Here is a 17,321-nt window from a genome sequence, read left to right as displayed (position 1 = left end):
ATTTATATCTCACCAGACTTTACAAGAGCACCATACATTAGCTCCGCTCTCTTCCAATCCTCTAAAGTATCAATATCCTGAACTAGATGTCTAGGCAAAACTACCGGTATACTTATATCACTAAACAAAATATCATCATATTGTAGATTTTTTTGTGATTGTTTATACCAATAAAACTGACCAGCATCTTGAAACGCTTCTTCTAGATCTTGACTTCTTTTTGAGAAGTTTTCTGGCCAAAACATTTCACATCTATTATCATTAGTAATTTTAAATGTTCTTTGGATAGGGAATGGCATACTAGTACATGAAAAAGCATTTGTAGCATCTGAATCATTTAGATTATTATAACTCTCAATCAAGTACTTCTCTTGTAAGAATGGAGCAGTAGCATATATTGTACAGACAAAATCATACTCATCACCATTAGCTTTAAGGAAATCAATAGCATGATCAACAACTGCTTGCGTACCAGTAAAATCATCACTTAACTCTACAGGTCTTACAAACGGGACATCCGCGCCATACTGCTTCGCAACACTAACAATCTCAGCATCATCAGTTGACACTATCACTTTATCAAATAATCTTGATTTTATAGCCGTTTCAATAGAATAAGCTATCAATGGTTTACCATGAAAGTCTTTGATGTTTTTTTTAGGTATTCTTTTACTACCACCTCTAGCAGGTATTATAGCTAGTTTCATCTTATAGAACCTCTAAGAGTTTCTCACAAATATATTTGATTTGCTCATCAGTCAAGTCAGGATACATTGGCAAGCTAATCGCTGATTCATAATATGACTCAGCGTTAGGACAATACCCCTTGTTAAAACCTAGCTTCTCATAATATGGCTGTAGATACACAGGTATATAATGAACATTGACACCTATATTACTAGCTCGTAAATGTTCAAAAATTTCTAACCTTTTCTCTTTCGGCACTTGGATAGGATATAGATGTAAGCCAGAATACGAATATTCAGCTTGCTCAGGTATTATAACACCAGCTTTATCACTAAGTAATTTTCTATATTTGCCTAAAATTTCATGTCTCTTAGACACTATAATATCTAACCTAGTAAATTGAGATAAGCCCAAAGCACATTGTAAATCTGTAATACGATAGTTATATCCTAAATCTAACATTTGATAGAACCAAGGACCCTCAGACTCTTTAGTCATCAATTTTGAATCCCTAGTCATACCATGAGTTCTAAGCGATGATATCTTTGTTGACAACTCATTTGAATTAGTTGTCAACATACCACCCTCAGCCGTTGTAATTATCTTAACGGGATGGAAGCTAAATATTGTAATATCAGAATATTCACATGAACCAACCGGCTTATCTAAATATTTACCACCAATAGCGTGGGCTGCATCCTCTACAACAGCAAATCCATACTCTTGTGATAATTGCCATATTTCCTTCATATCACATGACTGCCCCGCAAAGTGTACAGGAGCTACAACTTTAGGCAATTTACCTGTCTTCTTAGCTTCTATTAATTTTTGCTCGAGCTTTTTTACAGATATATTGTATGTTTTGGGACATATATCAACAAAATCAACATCTGCACCGCACATAAGTGCAGCATTAGCAGTAGATAAAAAAGTATTTGGCGATGTCCAAACGATATCTCCTTTACCAATATCTAAAGCTAAATAAGCAAGGTGCAAAGCGCATGTAGCATTAGCTACTGCAAAACCATGCTTAACCCCGCAATATTGTTTAATTGCATCTTCAAAAAGTGTAACAGCTGGACCTTGTGTTAAAAAATCTGATTTTAATGTTTCAACAACTGCAGTAATATCATCTTCTGAGATGTTTTGTCTACCATACGGAATAAAGTTCATACTACATCCTTTCCATCATACCCAAAAACTCTTCATGTGATAAGAAATCATGGTTATTACCAGAATTATACTCAAAACCTAATTCTACAGGTCTACCAGTTTCATCTATCATGTTTTTAGTAAAGTCTGTTTTATGGGCAAACTGAATGGTTGGACAAAGTACATAGTGATCATGAAACTCTAATGTTAAATGAGAGTCGTCAGATGGACACATAATTTCATGAAGTTTTTCACCAGGTCTTATACCTATTATTTTTTGATCCAAATTAGGAGCCATTGCTTTCACAAGCTCTGTCATATACATGGATGGGATTTTTGGTACAAAGATTTCTCCACCCTGCATTCTCTCGAAATTTTTAAGTACAAATCTAACACCATCTTCTAGTGTTATTAAGAACCTTGTCATATCAGCATGTGTGATGGGCAGTTCTATAGCGCCATCATCAATAAGCTTTTGAAAAAATGGAATAACCGAGCCTCTACTTCCAAGAACATTACCATATCTAACAACAGAAAACCTAATATCTTTATTACCAACCATATTATTAGCGGCTACAAATAACTTATCTGATGCTAGCTTAGTGGCACCATATAGGTTTATGGGGTTAGCGGCTTTATCTGTAGATAGTGCTATAATCCTTTTTACATTACATACTATAGCTGCTTTTATAACATTCTCAGCTCCATGTATGTTAGTTTTAATACACTCCATAGGATTATATTCAGCTGCTACAACTTGCTTCTGTGCCGCTGCATGAATCACATAGTCTACACCCTGCATAGCTTCTTTCAATCTCTCAACATCTCGTACATCTCCTATAAAATATCTCATGCATGGATGATCAAATGTTTGAGACATTTCAAACTGCTTCAACTCATCTCTACTTAATATGATGATTTTTTTAGGCTTGTATTCTTTAAGCAAAATTTCTGTGTATTTTTTACCGAAACTACCTGTTCCGCCAGTTATTAGTATACTTTTGTTATCAAACATTGTTGCTCTAACACTTATTAATGAATATAAATATATAGATATTATATAATTTCAAAAATTAATTAGCTATATTTATCTAAATACTTATACTGATTTAAGGAATCTAAGATATTGAAATAGTCATTGATATACATGTTTTTTATATCTTCATAAACTAGATGTAGAGTGTTAATATATTAAAAACTTACCAAACCTACTCTAAATAAAACTCAATAGTCTGCTTAAACATTTTCTCAAAATCTTGAGAAGGCTTCCAACCTAAGTCATTTTGTATCTTACTATTATCAATAGCATATCTCCAGTCGTGACCTTTTCTATCTTCCACAAAAGATATTAGATTTTTATGCGAAGCATTTTCTGGTTTGTATTCATCCATAAGCTTACAAATAGTATTTATAAGAGTTAAGTTGTCAACTTCATTGATACCACCAATATTATACACCTCACCTATAACACCCTTTTCAACTACTGTCTGAATAGCATCACAGTGATCTGTCACATATAACCAGTCACGGATATTTGAACCATCTCCATATACAGGAATAAGTTTTTGATTAATACAACTTTTGATAACTACAGGTATTAGCTTCTCTGGATGCTGATATGGACCATAGTTGTTTGAACAGTTAGATATAGTTACAGGTAGCTTATAAGTATGTAAATAGGCTCTTACTATATGGTCAGAACCTGCTTTACTAGCTGAGTATGGTGAATTTGGTTCATAAGCCTTATCTTCTGTAAATGCTGGATCATCTTTATCAAGAGTACCATAAACCTCATCTGTTGATACATGATGAAACTTACAGCCAGTATGATCTAAACTTTGCTCATCTAACCAATACCTTTTAGCTTGATTGAGTAAGTTGAATGTACCTATAACATTTGTCTCTAAAAATACTTTAGGATTTGCAATAGAGTTATCCACATGTGACTCTGCTGCAAAGTGTACTATAGTTTCAATATTATATTTTTTAAGGGTTTCATATACTAAAACCTCATCACAAATATCACCTTTTATAAAGGTATGGTTATGCTCATTATCCATACCTTTTAAATTATCAAGATTACCTGCATATGTAAGCTTATCGTAAGAGACTATTTTTATATCATCATATCTAGTTAACATCATGCGTACATAATTACTGCCAATAAAACCAGCTGCACCAGTGACCAATATATTTTTAGCTTTATAATTCATTCTATAAACCCTTTTGTAATTTTTTCAGACAATCTTTTAGTGAATCTCTCCAGTTTGGAATATTTATACCATAGGAGTTTTTTATTTTTTTCTTATTAAGTAAACTGTAGTGAGGTCTTTTCGCTGGTGTTGGATAAGCAGACGTTTCAATAGGATTAACTACACAATTTATTTGTGTCATATCCATAATCTCTTTAGAGAAATCATACCAAGAGGCTACACCCTCATTTGAATAGTGATAAACCTCAACTTCTTCGTTGTTTATCTTTGGTAAGATATCCAATATAGCTAATGCCAAATCTCTTGCATATGTTGGAGTACCAACCTGATCAAATATAACATCTAGAGTATCTCTTTCTCTGCCAAGTCGAAGCATTGTTTTCACGAAATTTGAACCAAAACTAGAATAAACCCATGATGTTCTAATAATTATAGAATTTCTAGGATTTACTTTTAGCATAGCATTATCACCAGCTAACTTGGTTTCACCATATACACCCTGAGGATTTGTTATATCAGACTCTATATACGGTTTATAGTTTTCACCATCAAAGACATAATCAGTTGAAATATGTATAAACCTTATATCTAACTCTTTTGAAACTATAGCTAGCTTCTCTACTGCTTTTCTGTTTATCAAGTCTGCATTCTCTGTATCAGTTTCTGCTTTATCGACAGCTGTATATGCAGCACAATTAATTATTGTATCAATCTTATTAGATGCACAGATGTTTTTTATACTATCATTAGAAGTAATATTTATATTTGTTCTATCTGTAAAGAAAAAGTTATAAGAATATTTTTTTTCTAATTCTCTTATTTCACTTCCTAGTTGGCCATTTGAGCCTGTTATTAATATATTGAATATAGTATTAGGCATAATAATTTACTCTAAAATCAAATATCTCTTTGTCATCACTTATGTTAAATAGTTTCGGCTGCTTTTTGTCTTTTTCTGAAAGCTTTAGTTTTTCAGTATCAACCTGCCAATTTATACCTAATCCTATATCGTCAAAAGCTATCCCTCTATCACACTCCGGCGAATAATAGTTATCGACTTTATACGCAAAGACAGTATCATCATCTAAAACCACAAAACCGTGAGCAAACCCTCTAGGTACAAGTAATTGCTTCTTATTTTTAGCACTTAACTCTATTGCCACATGCTGCCCAAATGTTGGGCTACCTTTACGAATATCAACAGCAACATCTAAAACACTACCTTGAATAACCCTTACAAGTTTTGTTTGAGCATGAGGGTCTAACTGATAATGCAACCCCCTAAGTACACCTCTTGAACTTTTAGACTCATTATCTTGACAGAAATCAATCTTATAACCTAAGAAGTCAAACAACTTATCCTCACGAAAAGTCTCTACAAAGTATCCTCTATCATCGCCATGAACAACAGGCTCACAGATTATTACATCTGGTATTGATGTTCTTATAAATTTCATCTTTTAACAACACCTTCACTAGCTCTTTTAATTAAGTATTGTCCATACTGATTCTTTTTAAGTGGTTGGGCAAGCTCTAATAAATGTTGTTTAGATATATAACCCATTTCATAAGCTATTTCTTCTAAGCAAGCAACTTTCAACCCCTGTCTATCCTCTATAGTTTGTATAAAATTACTAGCTGCCAGCATACTCTCATGAGTTCCCGTATCAAGCCATGCGTAGCCTCTACCCATTGTTTTAACTTTTAGCCTTGATTCTTTCAAGTATATTTCGTTTAAAGTAGATATTTCCAATTCTCCACGCCCTGATGGCTCAACTTGCTTAGCTTTCTCTACGACATCATTTGGATAAAAATACAATCCTACAACCGCATAATTAGACTTTGGTTTAACTGGCTTTTCTTCAATACTAACAACATTACCTTCATTGTCAAAATCGGCTACACCATATCTTTCAGGATCATTTACATAATAGCCAAATATACTCGCACTATTACGCTCTGTTACGTTACGAATGCTTTTGGCAAACATTTTAGGAAGATCATGACCATAAAAAATATTATCCCCCAAAACCAAGCATGCTGAATCACCATCGAGAAAATCTTCCGCTAGTATAAAGGCTTGAGCAAGACCATCTGGGCTTGGTTGTACTATATACTCTAAATTAATCCCAAGATCTGAGCCATCACCCAATAAATTTTTAAAACTGGGTTGATCAGTTTCTGTTGTAATTATCAAAACATCTTTCAGTCCTGCCAACATAAGTACAGATAGTGGGTAGTAAATTAGAGGCTTATCATAAATAGGTGTCAGCTGTTTACTAACTCCTTTTGTAATTGGGTACAGTCTCGTCCCACTGCCGCCAGCCAAAATTATTCCTTTCATGTAAAATCTTCACCTATGGATATATTTATCTAGATAGAGTATATAATCAGAAGACTAGGATTTCAATTACAGAAAGTTTCTTACTGTAACATTAATAAGAAACTTATAACTTGAGACGTTATTTTTTTGAATTAATTGATATTTAAATACCAATCATAAATTGTTTTAACACCATCTTCAAGCTCAACTTTATGTTTCCAGCCTAAACCATGAAGTTTTGAAGGATCAGTTAATTTAACCATCGTACCATCAGGCTTATCAGCATTAAACACCAACTCACCTTCAAAACCCACAACACTTTTAATAAGTTTTGCAAGTTCTTTTATTGATATATCAACACCTGTTCCAATATTAATGTGTGTATTTCTTACTTCAGCGACATCATTTGCATAAGTATCCTTGAAATCTCTGTTTTCTAATAAGAATACACATGCATCAGCCATATCTTCCGAGTACAAAAACTCTCTTCTTGGCTTACCTGTACCCCATATTTCTACAGAACTACTAGAAACCCCGAAACCTTTTAGATAGTCTAAAGCTTCACTCTCAGAAGACATACCAAGATCTGCAACCACATCACCCACATTACCTTCATTCAAAAGTTTAGCTAAATGAAGCTTTCTAATCAGCGCTGGTAATACATGTGACTTCTCTAGATCAAAATTGTCATTTGGACCATATAGATTAGTAGGCATCACCGATATAAAGTTTGTACCATATTGAAGATTATAGCTTTCACACATTTTTATACCAGCGACCTTAGCAATTGCATAAGGCTCATTAGTATATTCTAGTGGACTAGTTAACAAACAGTCTTCTGGCATTGGCTGTGGAGCATTTTTAGGATAAATACAGGTACTACCCAAAAACAGAAGTTTTTTAACACCGTGCACATAACTTTGATGAATCACATTATTTTGGATTTGCAAATTATCATATATAAAATCAGCTCTATAAGTATTATTAGCAACAATACCACCAACTTTAGCTGCTGCTAAAATCACATATTCAGGTTTTTCAGTAACAAAAAACTCTTCAACCGCATTTTTATCAGTTAAATCTAGCTCTTTATGAGTCTTATAAACAAGGTTACTGTAGCCTTTGTTTTGAAGATTTTTAACGATTGCAGAACCGACTAACCCTCTATGACCAGCAATATATATTTTACTTTCTTTGTTCATTATGCCCTCTCTATTCAAAGTAGCTCATAGTTTTGTAGCCACCTTTTTGAAGGTAAACATCTTTAGTCATCATTTTTAAGTCAGATTGCATCATATCATCAACCAAGTCTTTAAGATCATACTCTCTGTTCCAACCAAGTTTAGTTTCAGCTTTAGCAGGATTACCAATCAAAAGATCAACCTCTGTAGGTCTAAAGTATCTAGGGTCTACAAGCACAACTGTTTGACCAACTTTTAAGTGTGATAAATCAAGATTAAGCTCCGATGCTCTAGCATTATCAACAGATGCTACGACACCAGTCTCATCAACACCTTCTCCTTTAAATTCCAACTCGATACCTGCATAGCTAAATGCAAGCTTAACAAAATCTCTAACTGTAGTAGTTTGACCTGTTGCAATCACCCAATCTTCTGGCTGCTCTGCTTGTAAGATCATCCACATCATTCTTACATAGTCTTTAGCATGACCCCAGTCTCTTTTAGCATCTAAGTTACCAAGATATAGTTTATCTTGTAGATTTAGAGCCACTTTAGAAGCTGCACGAGTAATTTTTCTTGTTACAAAAGTTTCACCCCTAACAGGAGATTCATGATTAAATAAAATACCATTACAAGCATACATCCCATAAGCTTCTCTATAGTTAACTGTAATCCAGTATGCATACATCTTTGCAACAGCATAAGGAGATCTTGGGTAGAATGGCGTAGTCTCAGTTTGAGGTATTTCTTGAACTTTACCATAAAGCTCCGAAGTACTTGCTTGATAAATTCTAGTTTTCTTCTCTAAACCTAGAAGTCTAACTGCTTCAAGTATTCTTAAAGTACCAGCAGCATCTGCATTACAAACATATTCAGGAGTTTCAAAACTTACATGAACATGACTCATCGCTGCTAGGTTATAAATCTCGTCAGGCTGAGTATCTGCAATAATTTTAGTTAGATTCATAGAGTCTGTCATATCACCAAAATGAAGAATAAAATCAGCATTTTCAACATGAGGATCTTGATATAAATGATCTATTCTATCCGTATTAAAAAGTGAGCTTCTTCTTTTCACACCATGAACAACATAGCCTTTTTTTAATAAAAACTCTGCTAAATAAGATCCATCTTGACCCGTAATACCTGTAATTAATGCTACTTTTTTTTCCATTTCATTCATTCCTTTTGTTTTAGATTTTAAAATAAATATTAAGCTCTATTATAATCATCTTCTAAGCGAACAATATCATCTTCGCCAGTATATTCACCAACTTGCGCTTCTATTAACACTATTGGTATTCTACCATTATTTTCCAGCCTATGAATATCACCCATTCGTATATAAACAGACTCGTTAGGTCTCACCGTAGTAATCTCATCACCATTGGTTACTGTTGCAGTACCTGACAAAACCACCCAATGCTCACTTCGGTGAAAGTGTTTTTGCAAAGATAGTCTTTTACCTGGTGATACTTCAATTTTCTTAATCTTATATCCAGGTTTATCTTCTAGAACTGTATATGAACCCCAAGGTCTGTAAGCTTTCAAATGAATGTTTTTTAATCCATCATCAAGCAGACTAACAACTTCTTTTACTCTTTGTGAACTACCTTTTTTTGATATTAAAAGAGCATCTCCAGTATCTACGATTATTAGATCATCGACACCCACTGTAGCAATTTTTTTCTCACCACCATAAATAAGGTTATTGCTACTGTCTATACATATATGATTATCATTCAATGCGTTGCCATTCTCATCTTTTGGCATATGCTCATAAAGAGAGTCAAAACTACCCACATCACTCCATGTAATATTTGCAGCAACCATCTTAATTTTATCGGATTTCTCCATCACAGCATAGTCAATAGAGTCTTCAGGAATATTAGCCATATCTTCTAAACTAACATCTCCATCAATAGCTTTAGCATTATCAAATGCAATTTTAGTTGCATTGTAAATCTCAGGAGAGTGTTTTTTCAACTCATCAAGAAATACCCCTGCCTTAAACATAAACATTCCTGAATTCCAAAAATATTTACCACTATCAAGGTATTTCTGTGCTTTATCTAAAGTCGGCTTTTCATGAAAACTTTCAACTCTATTGTTCTTGCCTGCTTGGATATATCCAAAACCAGTATTTGGATGATCAGGCGTTATACCAAATGTTACTAAACCGCCATCTTGAGCTAACTTCTTAGCTTCAAGCATGACCCTTTCATACTCATCATCACAATCAATAATATGGTCTGCTGGTGTTATAAATACAACATCGTCACTCGCAGCTTCCATACAGGCCAAAGCTACTGCTGGAGCGGTGTTACGCCCAACAGGTTCAACTATAAAGGTTCCTGTATCTGATTTATTAAGATCACACAATTGATCTTTAGCTAAAAATAATTGTTCCGTGTTAGATACTATATAACTACCAGAGCAAAATTTTGCATTTCTTTTAACAGTAAGTTGAAAAAGTGATTCATTATCAAACATTCTCACAAACTGTTTAGGCAATAATTTCCTACTAATTGGCCAAAGCCTAGTTCCACTACCACCACATAAAATCACATTTATCACACCATTTCTCACTCTGACTTTAAATAATCTTTATAAATATAGTATATTATTTTTTTAAGTGTTTCTCTAGATATTTGATCAGTAAAACACTTTTAAACGCACTTACTTTTTATAAATTAGACTACCAAACATTTTTCTTAGCATAACCACTTTCTTAGAAACTATTCTGATAAAAGGATTAAAAACACTAACTAACAATGTTTTTTTTCCTAACGTAGCCCGATAATCTTTAATAAACTTAGATGTACAGAAATAATCCTCATCTTGAGGTCTAAATAAACCGCTCTGCACTCGACAAACTATATCTCTTAGTACTTCAGATAATTTATCTATATGTAAGACACTTCTTTGATTCTTGATACTTGGAAATATTAACGAATATTTTGCAAGCTTTGCTAACTTAGAATAGTTACCTTTCGAGCCTTCACCATATATCATTGGTGGTCTAACAATAGCGACTTTAAACTCACTACCTTCAAGAGTTTTTAAGCTATTTTCAGCTTGCAGCTTACTATCGCCATAAAAATCATCTGGATTTGGCTTTGTATTCTCATCTATAACCTTTGTAGTACTAACAGGTGAGTTATTATCACCGTAAACTATTATACTACTTAAAAACACAAATTGACCAACACCATCTTGCTTAGCCTTTTTAGCAATCTTAGTTGTCAACTCAACATTCACTTTATAATAAAGACTCTCAAGGTTTGCATTTCTAGATGTATGAGCTATACCAGCGACATGTAAAATACTATCATATATAGAAAAATCTAATTTTTGCCAACTATCATCACGCAGAGATATCTTATCAATAACAAAATCATCCTTACAAAATGATGCAAATGAATTACCTATATAACTATTTAACCCCGTAACTAGGACTCTTTTCACTTCATATCCTCTTTTTCACTCAAAGATCCTGTACCACCTTCAACAACACCTTTCTTAGAGAAAACAGAAAATGCTGTTAAAAAAATACACTTCATATCTAGCAAGGTACTTTTATTTTTAACATAATCACCATCTAGTTTTGCTTTTTCAGGTATTGGTAGTTCATCACGACCATTTATTTGAGCCCAACCAGTTAAACCGACAGGTACATCGTTAGCATTGTACTTATCCCTTTCAGCGATTAAGTCATCTTGGTTCCATAAAGCAGGTCTAGGTCCGACTATACTCATATCACCTTTTAGAATATTGATAATCTGTGGCAATTCATCCAATGAAGTTTTGCGCAAAAACGCTCCTACTTTTGTAATGCACTTAGTTGGGTCTTCTAACAAATGCGTAGGCATATCTTTAGGGGTATCAATATACATCGTTCTAAATTTGTATATGTAGAAAAAACTCTTATTTATGCCATAGCGTTTTTGCTTAAAAAATATTGGTCCTCTTGAATCAAGCTTTATAAACAAAACTACTAAAATAAAAACAGGAAGCAATAATACACCTCCAATTAAAGACAATACTACATCTAAAGATCTTTTTAAAAAAACATACATAATAACTACCCATTTAACCTATGCTCAAACTCTGGAACAATTTTTTTCAACATTTCTATCGGACTATTTTTCTCAGAAAGTAATTTTTCAATATCTGTTGCTAGACTCTCAATTTCATAAAATGTTTTACGGCCAACAAAAATATCTTTATAAATTGTTCTTACATCAGTTTTTTCTATAAGAAGCTCTTCATAAAGTTTTTCGCCAGGTCTCAAACCTGTTATTTTTATTTCAACATCTTCTCTCCCACAAAGCTTTCTAAATTGTTCAGCTAAATCCAAAATTTTAACTGGAGCACCCATATCTAAGACAAAAACCTCTGAGTTCTTTGCTATTGCACCTGCTTGTAAAACAAGCTCACAAGCCTCGGGGATAAGCATAAAGTACCTAGTAATCTCTGGATGTGTCACAGTCAATGGTCCACCTAATTTCAGCTGTCTCTCAAACTTAGGTATCACACTACCACTACTACCTAAGACATTCCCAAACCTTACAGCTGCTAGCTTAGTAGATTTAGGATCTACATTTTGTAAGTAAAGCTCACAAACTCTCTTAGTTGCTCCCATAATATTTGTAGGACGAACAGCTTTATCAGTTGAAACTAATATAAACGACTCAACATTTTTTTCTATAGAAACATCAATCACATTTTTTGTTCCCAAAACATTATTTTTTATAGCATTTACAGCATTACCCTCTACAAGAGGAACATGCTTATAAGCTGCGGCATGAAATACCACGCTAGGCCGATACTTATCAAAAATTTTACGAATTTTATCAATATCACATACAGATGCTAATTTATAACGAAGCCTATCTAGACCAAGCTCCTCAGAAACTTCATATAAATTATATTCACTATGATCAACTAGAATGATTTTTTTAGCCTTATATTTGGTACATTGCCTAACAATCTCAGAACCAATACTCCCACCACCTCCGGTAACTAATACAATTTTATCTTTAATAAATCCAGAAATTGCTGCTTCATCTAAACTTTTAGAGTCTCGAGAAAGTAAGTCATATAGCGATACTGGTTTTAATTGCGCAGTATAACTTTCATCTTGAAGCACATCCTCTAAGGGTGGCATAATCTTAATTTGTTTAAAATCTTTCTGAAAACTTTTATAGATTCTTTTTATTCTCTTGTTTGCTTCTTTTGGCAAAGCAATAATCAACAAATCATATTCGTTGGTTAAAAGCTTATGCTTAAGCTGAGCTACTGATAAAATCTTCCTGCCATCTACACTTCTTTTTTGTAAGGTTGAGCTATCATCAACAAAATATTTAACCATATACTCGGTATTATAAAGCTCTTCCGCTATCTTAACCCCTGCAACACCTGCTCCATAAACAATTGCCTTTTTAGTTTTTTGTATTCTACTTTTATTTGTAGCATACCAATAACAATAAACACTAAGATTTAATAAAAGTAAGTATGACAAAAATTCAGAAAATATAAGAGCAAATCTAATTTCACCATAAAAGCTAATAGCAACTATTATAAATACAGGGATATTGACAAAAACTTTGCGCAAAAAAGTCTTCTGTGTCGATTTCCGCCAGCTTGCCATATAATCTCGCAACAAGGAAAATGAAGATATGCATCTAAGGGCAATCACAATAGATAGAAAGCTTAAACTCACATTCTCTTTAAAAATATAGAAAGTCCAATTGACTGAGATTATCGTTATAAAAATTATAACCAAAAAATTCAGAAGTCTTTTGTCGTAAAGTCTTTTTAACATTTAAGATAAAATCATAAAAATAATTAAAATTATAACAAAGTATACGAACCTTAACTATAATTCTTTAATATAGCTTGAAATTTTCTTCATTGATACAGACTCAATAGTTTTAACACTTTGCAAATACCAAGAAACCCATAGCTCTTTTATCAGAAATTTAATTCTCACAACAGACTCGGACTTATTATCTAAATGCTTACTCGATATTGCTTTGCTAAGCTTTGCTTCTAACGCCTCGACTTCTATCTTAAAACCTCGATCTTTTTGCAAGTTTTGTTTTGCTTTTTCAAGTCGAGTATCAAATGCCTGTACATAGTATTTAAACCTCTGCAAATAAGTATAAGGAACATTTAGATAGTTACCTTCAAAAAGTTTTTCCAACTCAACTCTTACATCAGCAAAAAGCTCAATAAAGTTTAGAGGTATTTTCTTTTGTGATAATTTCTTATCAAGCAGCTTTTTATATTTAAATATTTCTTCAACGAGCTTTTCTATATTTGCTCTATTAGACATAAAGCTTTGCAAACCATTTTCATAAAACTTTTGATAATCTGCTTCTGAAAATGGTAATGACTGAAGATTATTAAAAAAACTTAACTCAATAGCTTTATTTACAATCATATTTTTAGAATCATTAAGTTTCAAAGCTATAGATAAACTTGCTAAATTATTATTTTTTGAGCTTTTTAACATATCTTCTTCAAGCTTGATTTCCACCAATCTAGCTAAAGCCATTTTCATTGATTGAAAAGCCTCTTTTTCAGTAACTTTATAACTTAATTTCACACCATTCTTATAAACCTCAAGGCAATTATAGACCTCTACAGTTACACCATATTCTTTTATTTGTTGAGTTTTCGCTATTCGATCCCATTGCCACTCTAAAACTTCTTTTTCCTGGGTTTGACTTTTAGGCTTTACAACTATTTGTCCAAACTTTTCTTTAAGCTTATTAATATCTCTATCAATACCTAAAACCTTACCATTATTAGTATCTACTGCTTTGATGTTTAATATAAGGTGTTTATCTAAACTTTCATCTTGCCAAATAGTTTCATCTACAGGCATTCCGACAATACGGGTGACTTGCTTGGCAACTATACTTTTTAGAGGAATAAATCTATCTTTCTCAAAATCTATTGATTCAAATATAGCTTGAGCATAAGTTGGTACAGGAACACAATTCTTACGAATATTTTTTGGTAATGCTCTCAACAACCCAACTATTTTCTCATATAAAAAGCCATAAACACCCCACTCTAAAACTATCGGATTAATATCATTCAGAAAGGCTAGTGGTAAAGTTAAAGTCGCTCCATCATTTTCAGATAACGGATCAAATTCATACTCTAGAGGCAGATGCATATTACCGGCACTAAAAGTATCTGGATATTTTTCCTGTGTAACTTCATCTGCATTATGTTGCATTAGTTTATCTATATCGAAAAGCAATGACTGTTGTTGGCTTTTATCAAGTTTTCTAGCCCACTTTTCAAAAGTTACTTTACTACAAACATCTTCCGGCATTAAAGAGTTATAATGATCAAACATCGCCTGCTCATCAACAAGAATATCTTTACGACGAGATTTATTTTCTAAATCCTCAATATCTGTTATTAATTTAAGATTCTCATTAAAAAAATATGCTTTAGTATCAAATTCACCATTAACCAAAGCCTCTCGAATAAATATCTCTCTTGCTAACTCTTCGTTTATTTTAGCAAACTGCATTGATCTTTTAGCAACTATCTCAAGACCATAAATAGAGACTCTTTCATTAGCTACTACAACACCTCTTTTTTTACTCCAAACAGGCTCATCATGATTTTTCTTAATAAGATGAGATGCTAAGCTTTCAACCCATTCAGGCTCAATTTTAGCAACATTTCTTGCAAAGACTTTTGTTGTTTCAACAATCTCTGAGCTAAACATCCATTTGGGCTTCTTCTTAAACTGTGATGATCCTGGAAATATAAAAAACTTTAATCCCCTAGCACCCAAATATTCTGTAAGCTCATAGTTAAAACCAATATTACCTATAAAACCACTTATTAATGCTTTATGGAGTTTTTCATAACTCACACCTAAAGAACTACTTTCATATACATTCTTACTATTAGGCTTTAAGTCAGTACCAGAAGTGACAGAAGTGCTGTTAAGCTTCCATTTAAATTTATGAACAACTTCTATTATTTGCCTATAAATGTCGTTCCATTCATTAAACCTCACAGGTGAGATAAAGTTCTTACGAAAATAATCTTTTTTCTGACTATTAGTCAAATCTTTTAAATCACTAGTAAGCCTATTTGCCAAATTTAAAATAGTTATAAAGTCTGAATTTTTATCTTTATCAACAGCATGTGCTGTATCTGATTTTTGCTGATAATTTAATGGTCTTTCCCTAGGATCTTGAATACTCAAAAAACTAACAATAGAAATAGCCTCTTTTAAACACCCTTGTCTTTGCGCTTCAATAACAATTTTGGCAAGTTTTGGATCTAGTGGCATTGTCGCCATTTTCAAACCATCTTGTGTTATAGTAGCTTTTGAGTAGTTAAGCTCTGATATAGCTTTTAATTCAAACAAAAGCTTGTAGCCATCTCGAACAAACCTAGTATCAGGCTCATCTATAAATGGAAAATCATCTATACTTCCAAGTCGCAAAAATAACATTTGTAAAATCACTGATGCCAAATTTGTGCGTAAAATCTCAGGATCAGTAAACTCTTTACGATTATTAAAATCTTCTTCACTATATAGCCTAATACACACTCCAGCTGACAATCTACCACAACGACCTGCTCGCTGATTTGCACTTGCTTGAGATATCTTCTCGATTGGTAAGCGTTGGACTTTTGTTCGGTAGCTATAACGGCTAATCCTTACAAGCCCTGAATCTATCACTGATTTAATCCGAGGTACTGTCAAAGAAGTTTCTGCCACATTTGTTGCTAATATAATTCTACGAATACTACCTTCTGGGTTAAATATCTTGTTTTGATCTTTATTTGAGAGTCTTGAAAAAAGCGGTAAAACTTCTGTAAAACGTAAATCTTGTTTATTTAGATAAGCTAGTGTTTCATGAATATCTCGTTCAGTTGGCAAAAACACCAACACATCACCACGCCCTAGTTCATCTATGGCATAAAGAATCCTCTCCTGCATTGAAAAACTTTCAAAATCAATATCATCTTGATAGCGAATTTCTACAGGATAAGTTCTGCCTGATATTGTTATATCTTTAGCATTAGCAAAATAGCTCGTAAATTTATTATGATCTATTGTCGCCGAAGTTATAATAATTTTTAAATCTGGACGAAATGGTAATATCTTTTTGATACATCCCATCAAAAAATCAATATTTAAACTTCTTTCATGAGCTTCATCAATAATAATAACTTCATATTGAGACAAAAACCTATCATTTTTAATCTCTGATAATAACACTCCATCAGTCATTACTTTAACCAGAGTATTATCATCAGTTTTATCAGAAAATCTAATCTTATAAGATACCTTCGACTGATCACCAATCTCACTAGCAACCCTACTAGCTATAGATCTAGCAGCTAATCTTCGAGGTTGAGTGTGTCCAATAAGACCTCTTCTACCTAACCCCATATCAAGACAAATTTTAGGAAGTTGAGTTGATTTTCCCGAACCTGTTTCACCAGCTACTACAATCACCTGATTTTCAGCGATGAGTTTTTTTATATCATCAACTTTTTCTGCAACAGGCAAATCAGGGTATACTATTTTGGGGAGATTTTTTGAACCTACTTCATCTGCTAATAATTCTAATTCAAGAAATAAATCCTTTTTAGATATTTTATTATTACGAAAAGCGGAAATATATTTACCACGAAGTTTAGTCGGTATCTGATTTAAAAGTAAATCATACTGTAATTTAGAATTATTCATGAGGTTAAGAGTATTTC

The 17,321-nt window shown here is 32.9% G+C and carries 14 protein-coding genes; all 14 read right to left on the bottom strand.

What is annotated here, in order from left to right:
* Positions 1-2: 2 nt before the first annotated feature.
* Positions 3-707 (bottom strand): pseudaminic acid cytidylyltransferase, encoded by a 705-nt coding sequence (pseF, locus tag CDH04_RS02730; RefSeq protein WP_112869566.1) that lies wholly within the window; start codon positions 705-707, stop codon positions 3-5.
* Between the two features lies 1 nt (position 708).
* Complete coding sequence (gene pseC, locus CDH04_RS02725) at positions 709-1,860, bottom strand: UDP-4-amino-4,6-dideoxy-N-acetyl-beta-L-altrosamine transaminase (protein ID WP_112869565.1); 1,152 nt, start codon at positions 1,858-1,860, stop codon at positions 709-711.
* 1 nt (position 1,861) lies between these two features.
* Positions 1,862-2,854, bottom strand: a complete 993-nt coding sequence (gene pseB, locus CDH04_RS02720; RefSeq protein WP_112869564.1) for a UDP-N-acetylglucosamine 4,6-dehydratase (inverting) — start codon at positions 2,852-2,854, stop codon at positions 1,862-1,864.
* 193 nt (positions 2,855-3,047) lie between these two features.
* Positions 3,048-4,052, bottom strand: coding sequence for a dTDP-glucose 4,6-dehydratase (gene rfbB, locus CDH04_RS02715; protein WP_112869563.1), 1,005 nt, complete (start codon positions 4,050-4,052; stop codon positions 3,048-3,050).
* A gap of 1 nt (position 4,053) precedes the next feature.
* Positions 4,054-4,932, bottom strand: coding sequence for a dTDP-4-dehydrorhamnose reductase (rfbD, locus tag CDH04_RS02710; protein ID WP_112869562.1), 879 nt, complete (start codon positions 4,930-4,932; stop codon positions 4,054-4,056).
* Positions 4,925-5,509: a dTDP-4-dehydrorhamnose 3,5-epimerase gene (rfbC, locus tag CDH04_RS02705; protein WP_112869561.1), complete on the bottom strand. Its 585-nt coding sequence runs from the start codon at positions 5,507-5,509 to the stop codon at positions 4,925-4,927. The genes rfbD and rfbC overlap by 8 nt, the downstream gene beginning before the upstream one ends.
* Positions 5,506-6,396, bottom strand: coding sequence for a glucose-1-phosphate thymidylyltransferase RfbA (gene rfbA / locus CDH04_RS02700; RefSeq protein WP_112869560.1), 891 nt, complete (start codon positions 6,394-6,396; stop codon positions 5,506-5,508). The genes rfbC and rfbA overlap by 4 nt, the downstream gene beginning before the upstream one ends.
* Positions 6,397-6,527: 131 nt before the next feature.
* On the bottom strand, positions 6,528-7,577 hold the full coding sequence (locus CDH04_RS02695; protein ID WP_112869559.1) for a GDP-L-fucose synthase family protein: 1,050 nt from the start codon (positions 7,575-7,577) through the stop codon (positions 6,528-6,530).
* A 10-nt stretch (positions 7,578-7,587) separates the two neighbouring features.
* On the bottom strand, positions 7,588-8,730 hold the full coding sequence (gene gmd / locus CDH04_RS02690; RefSeq protein WP_112869558.1) for a GDP-mannose 4,6-dehydratase: 1,143 nt from the start codon (positions 8,728-8,730) through the stop codon (positions 7,588-7,590).
* Between the two features lie 38 nt (positions 8,731-8,768).
* Positions 8,769-10,133 (bottom strand): mannose-1-phosphate guanylyltransferase/mannose-6-phosphate isomerase, encoded by a 1,365-nt coding sequence (locus CDH04_RS02685; RefSeq protein ID WP_112870872.1) that lies wholly within the window; start codon positions 10,131-10,133, stop codon positions 8,769-8,771.
* A gap of 102 nt (positions 10,134-10,235) precedes the next feature.
* On the bottom strand, positions 10,236-11,024 hold the full coding sequence (locus tag CDH04_RS02680; RefSeq protein WP_112869557.1) for an NAD-dependent epimerase/dehydratase family protein: 789 nt from the start codon (positions 11,022-11,024) through the stop codon (positions 10,236-10,238).
* Positions 11,021-11,635 (bottom strand): sugar transferase, encoded by a 615-nt coding sequence (locus CDH04_RS02675; protein WP_112869556.1) that lies wholly within the window; start codon positions 11,633-11,635, stop codon positions 11,021-11,023. The genes CDH04_RS02680 and CDH04_RS02675 overlap by 4 nt, the downstream gene beginning before the upstream one ends.
* A 5-nt stretch (positions 11,636-11,640) precedes the next feature.
* The gene (locus CDH04_RS02670) at positions 11,641-13,383 is read right to left on the bottom strand and encodes a polysaccharide biosynthesis protein (RefSeq protein WP_112869555.1); all 1,743 of its coding nucleotides are present in this window, start codon (positions 13,381-13,383) and stop codon (positions 11,641-11,643) included.
* A 54-nt stretch (positions 13,384-13,437) separates the two neighbouring features.
* The gene (hrpA, locus tag CDH04_RS02665; RefSeq protein WP_112869554.1) at positions 13,438-17,304 is read right to left on the bottom strand and encodes an ATP-dependent RNA helicase HrpA; all 3,867 of its coding nucleotides are present in this window, start codon (positions 17,302-17,304) and stop codon (positions 13,438-13,440) included.
* Positions 17,305-17,321: the final 17 nt, after the last annotated feature.

The organism is Francisella adeliensis, from assembly GCF_003290445.1.
GTDB classification, from domain to species: Bacteria; Pseudomonadota; Gammaproteobacteria; order Francisellales; family Francisellaceae; genus Francisella; species Francisella adeliensis.
Note: the sequence above shows the minus strand (reverse complement) of the source record. Positions and strands in the feature narration are given on the sequence as shown.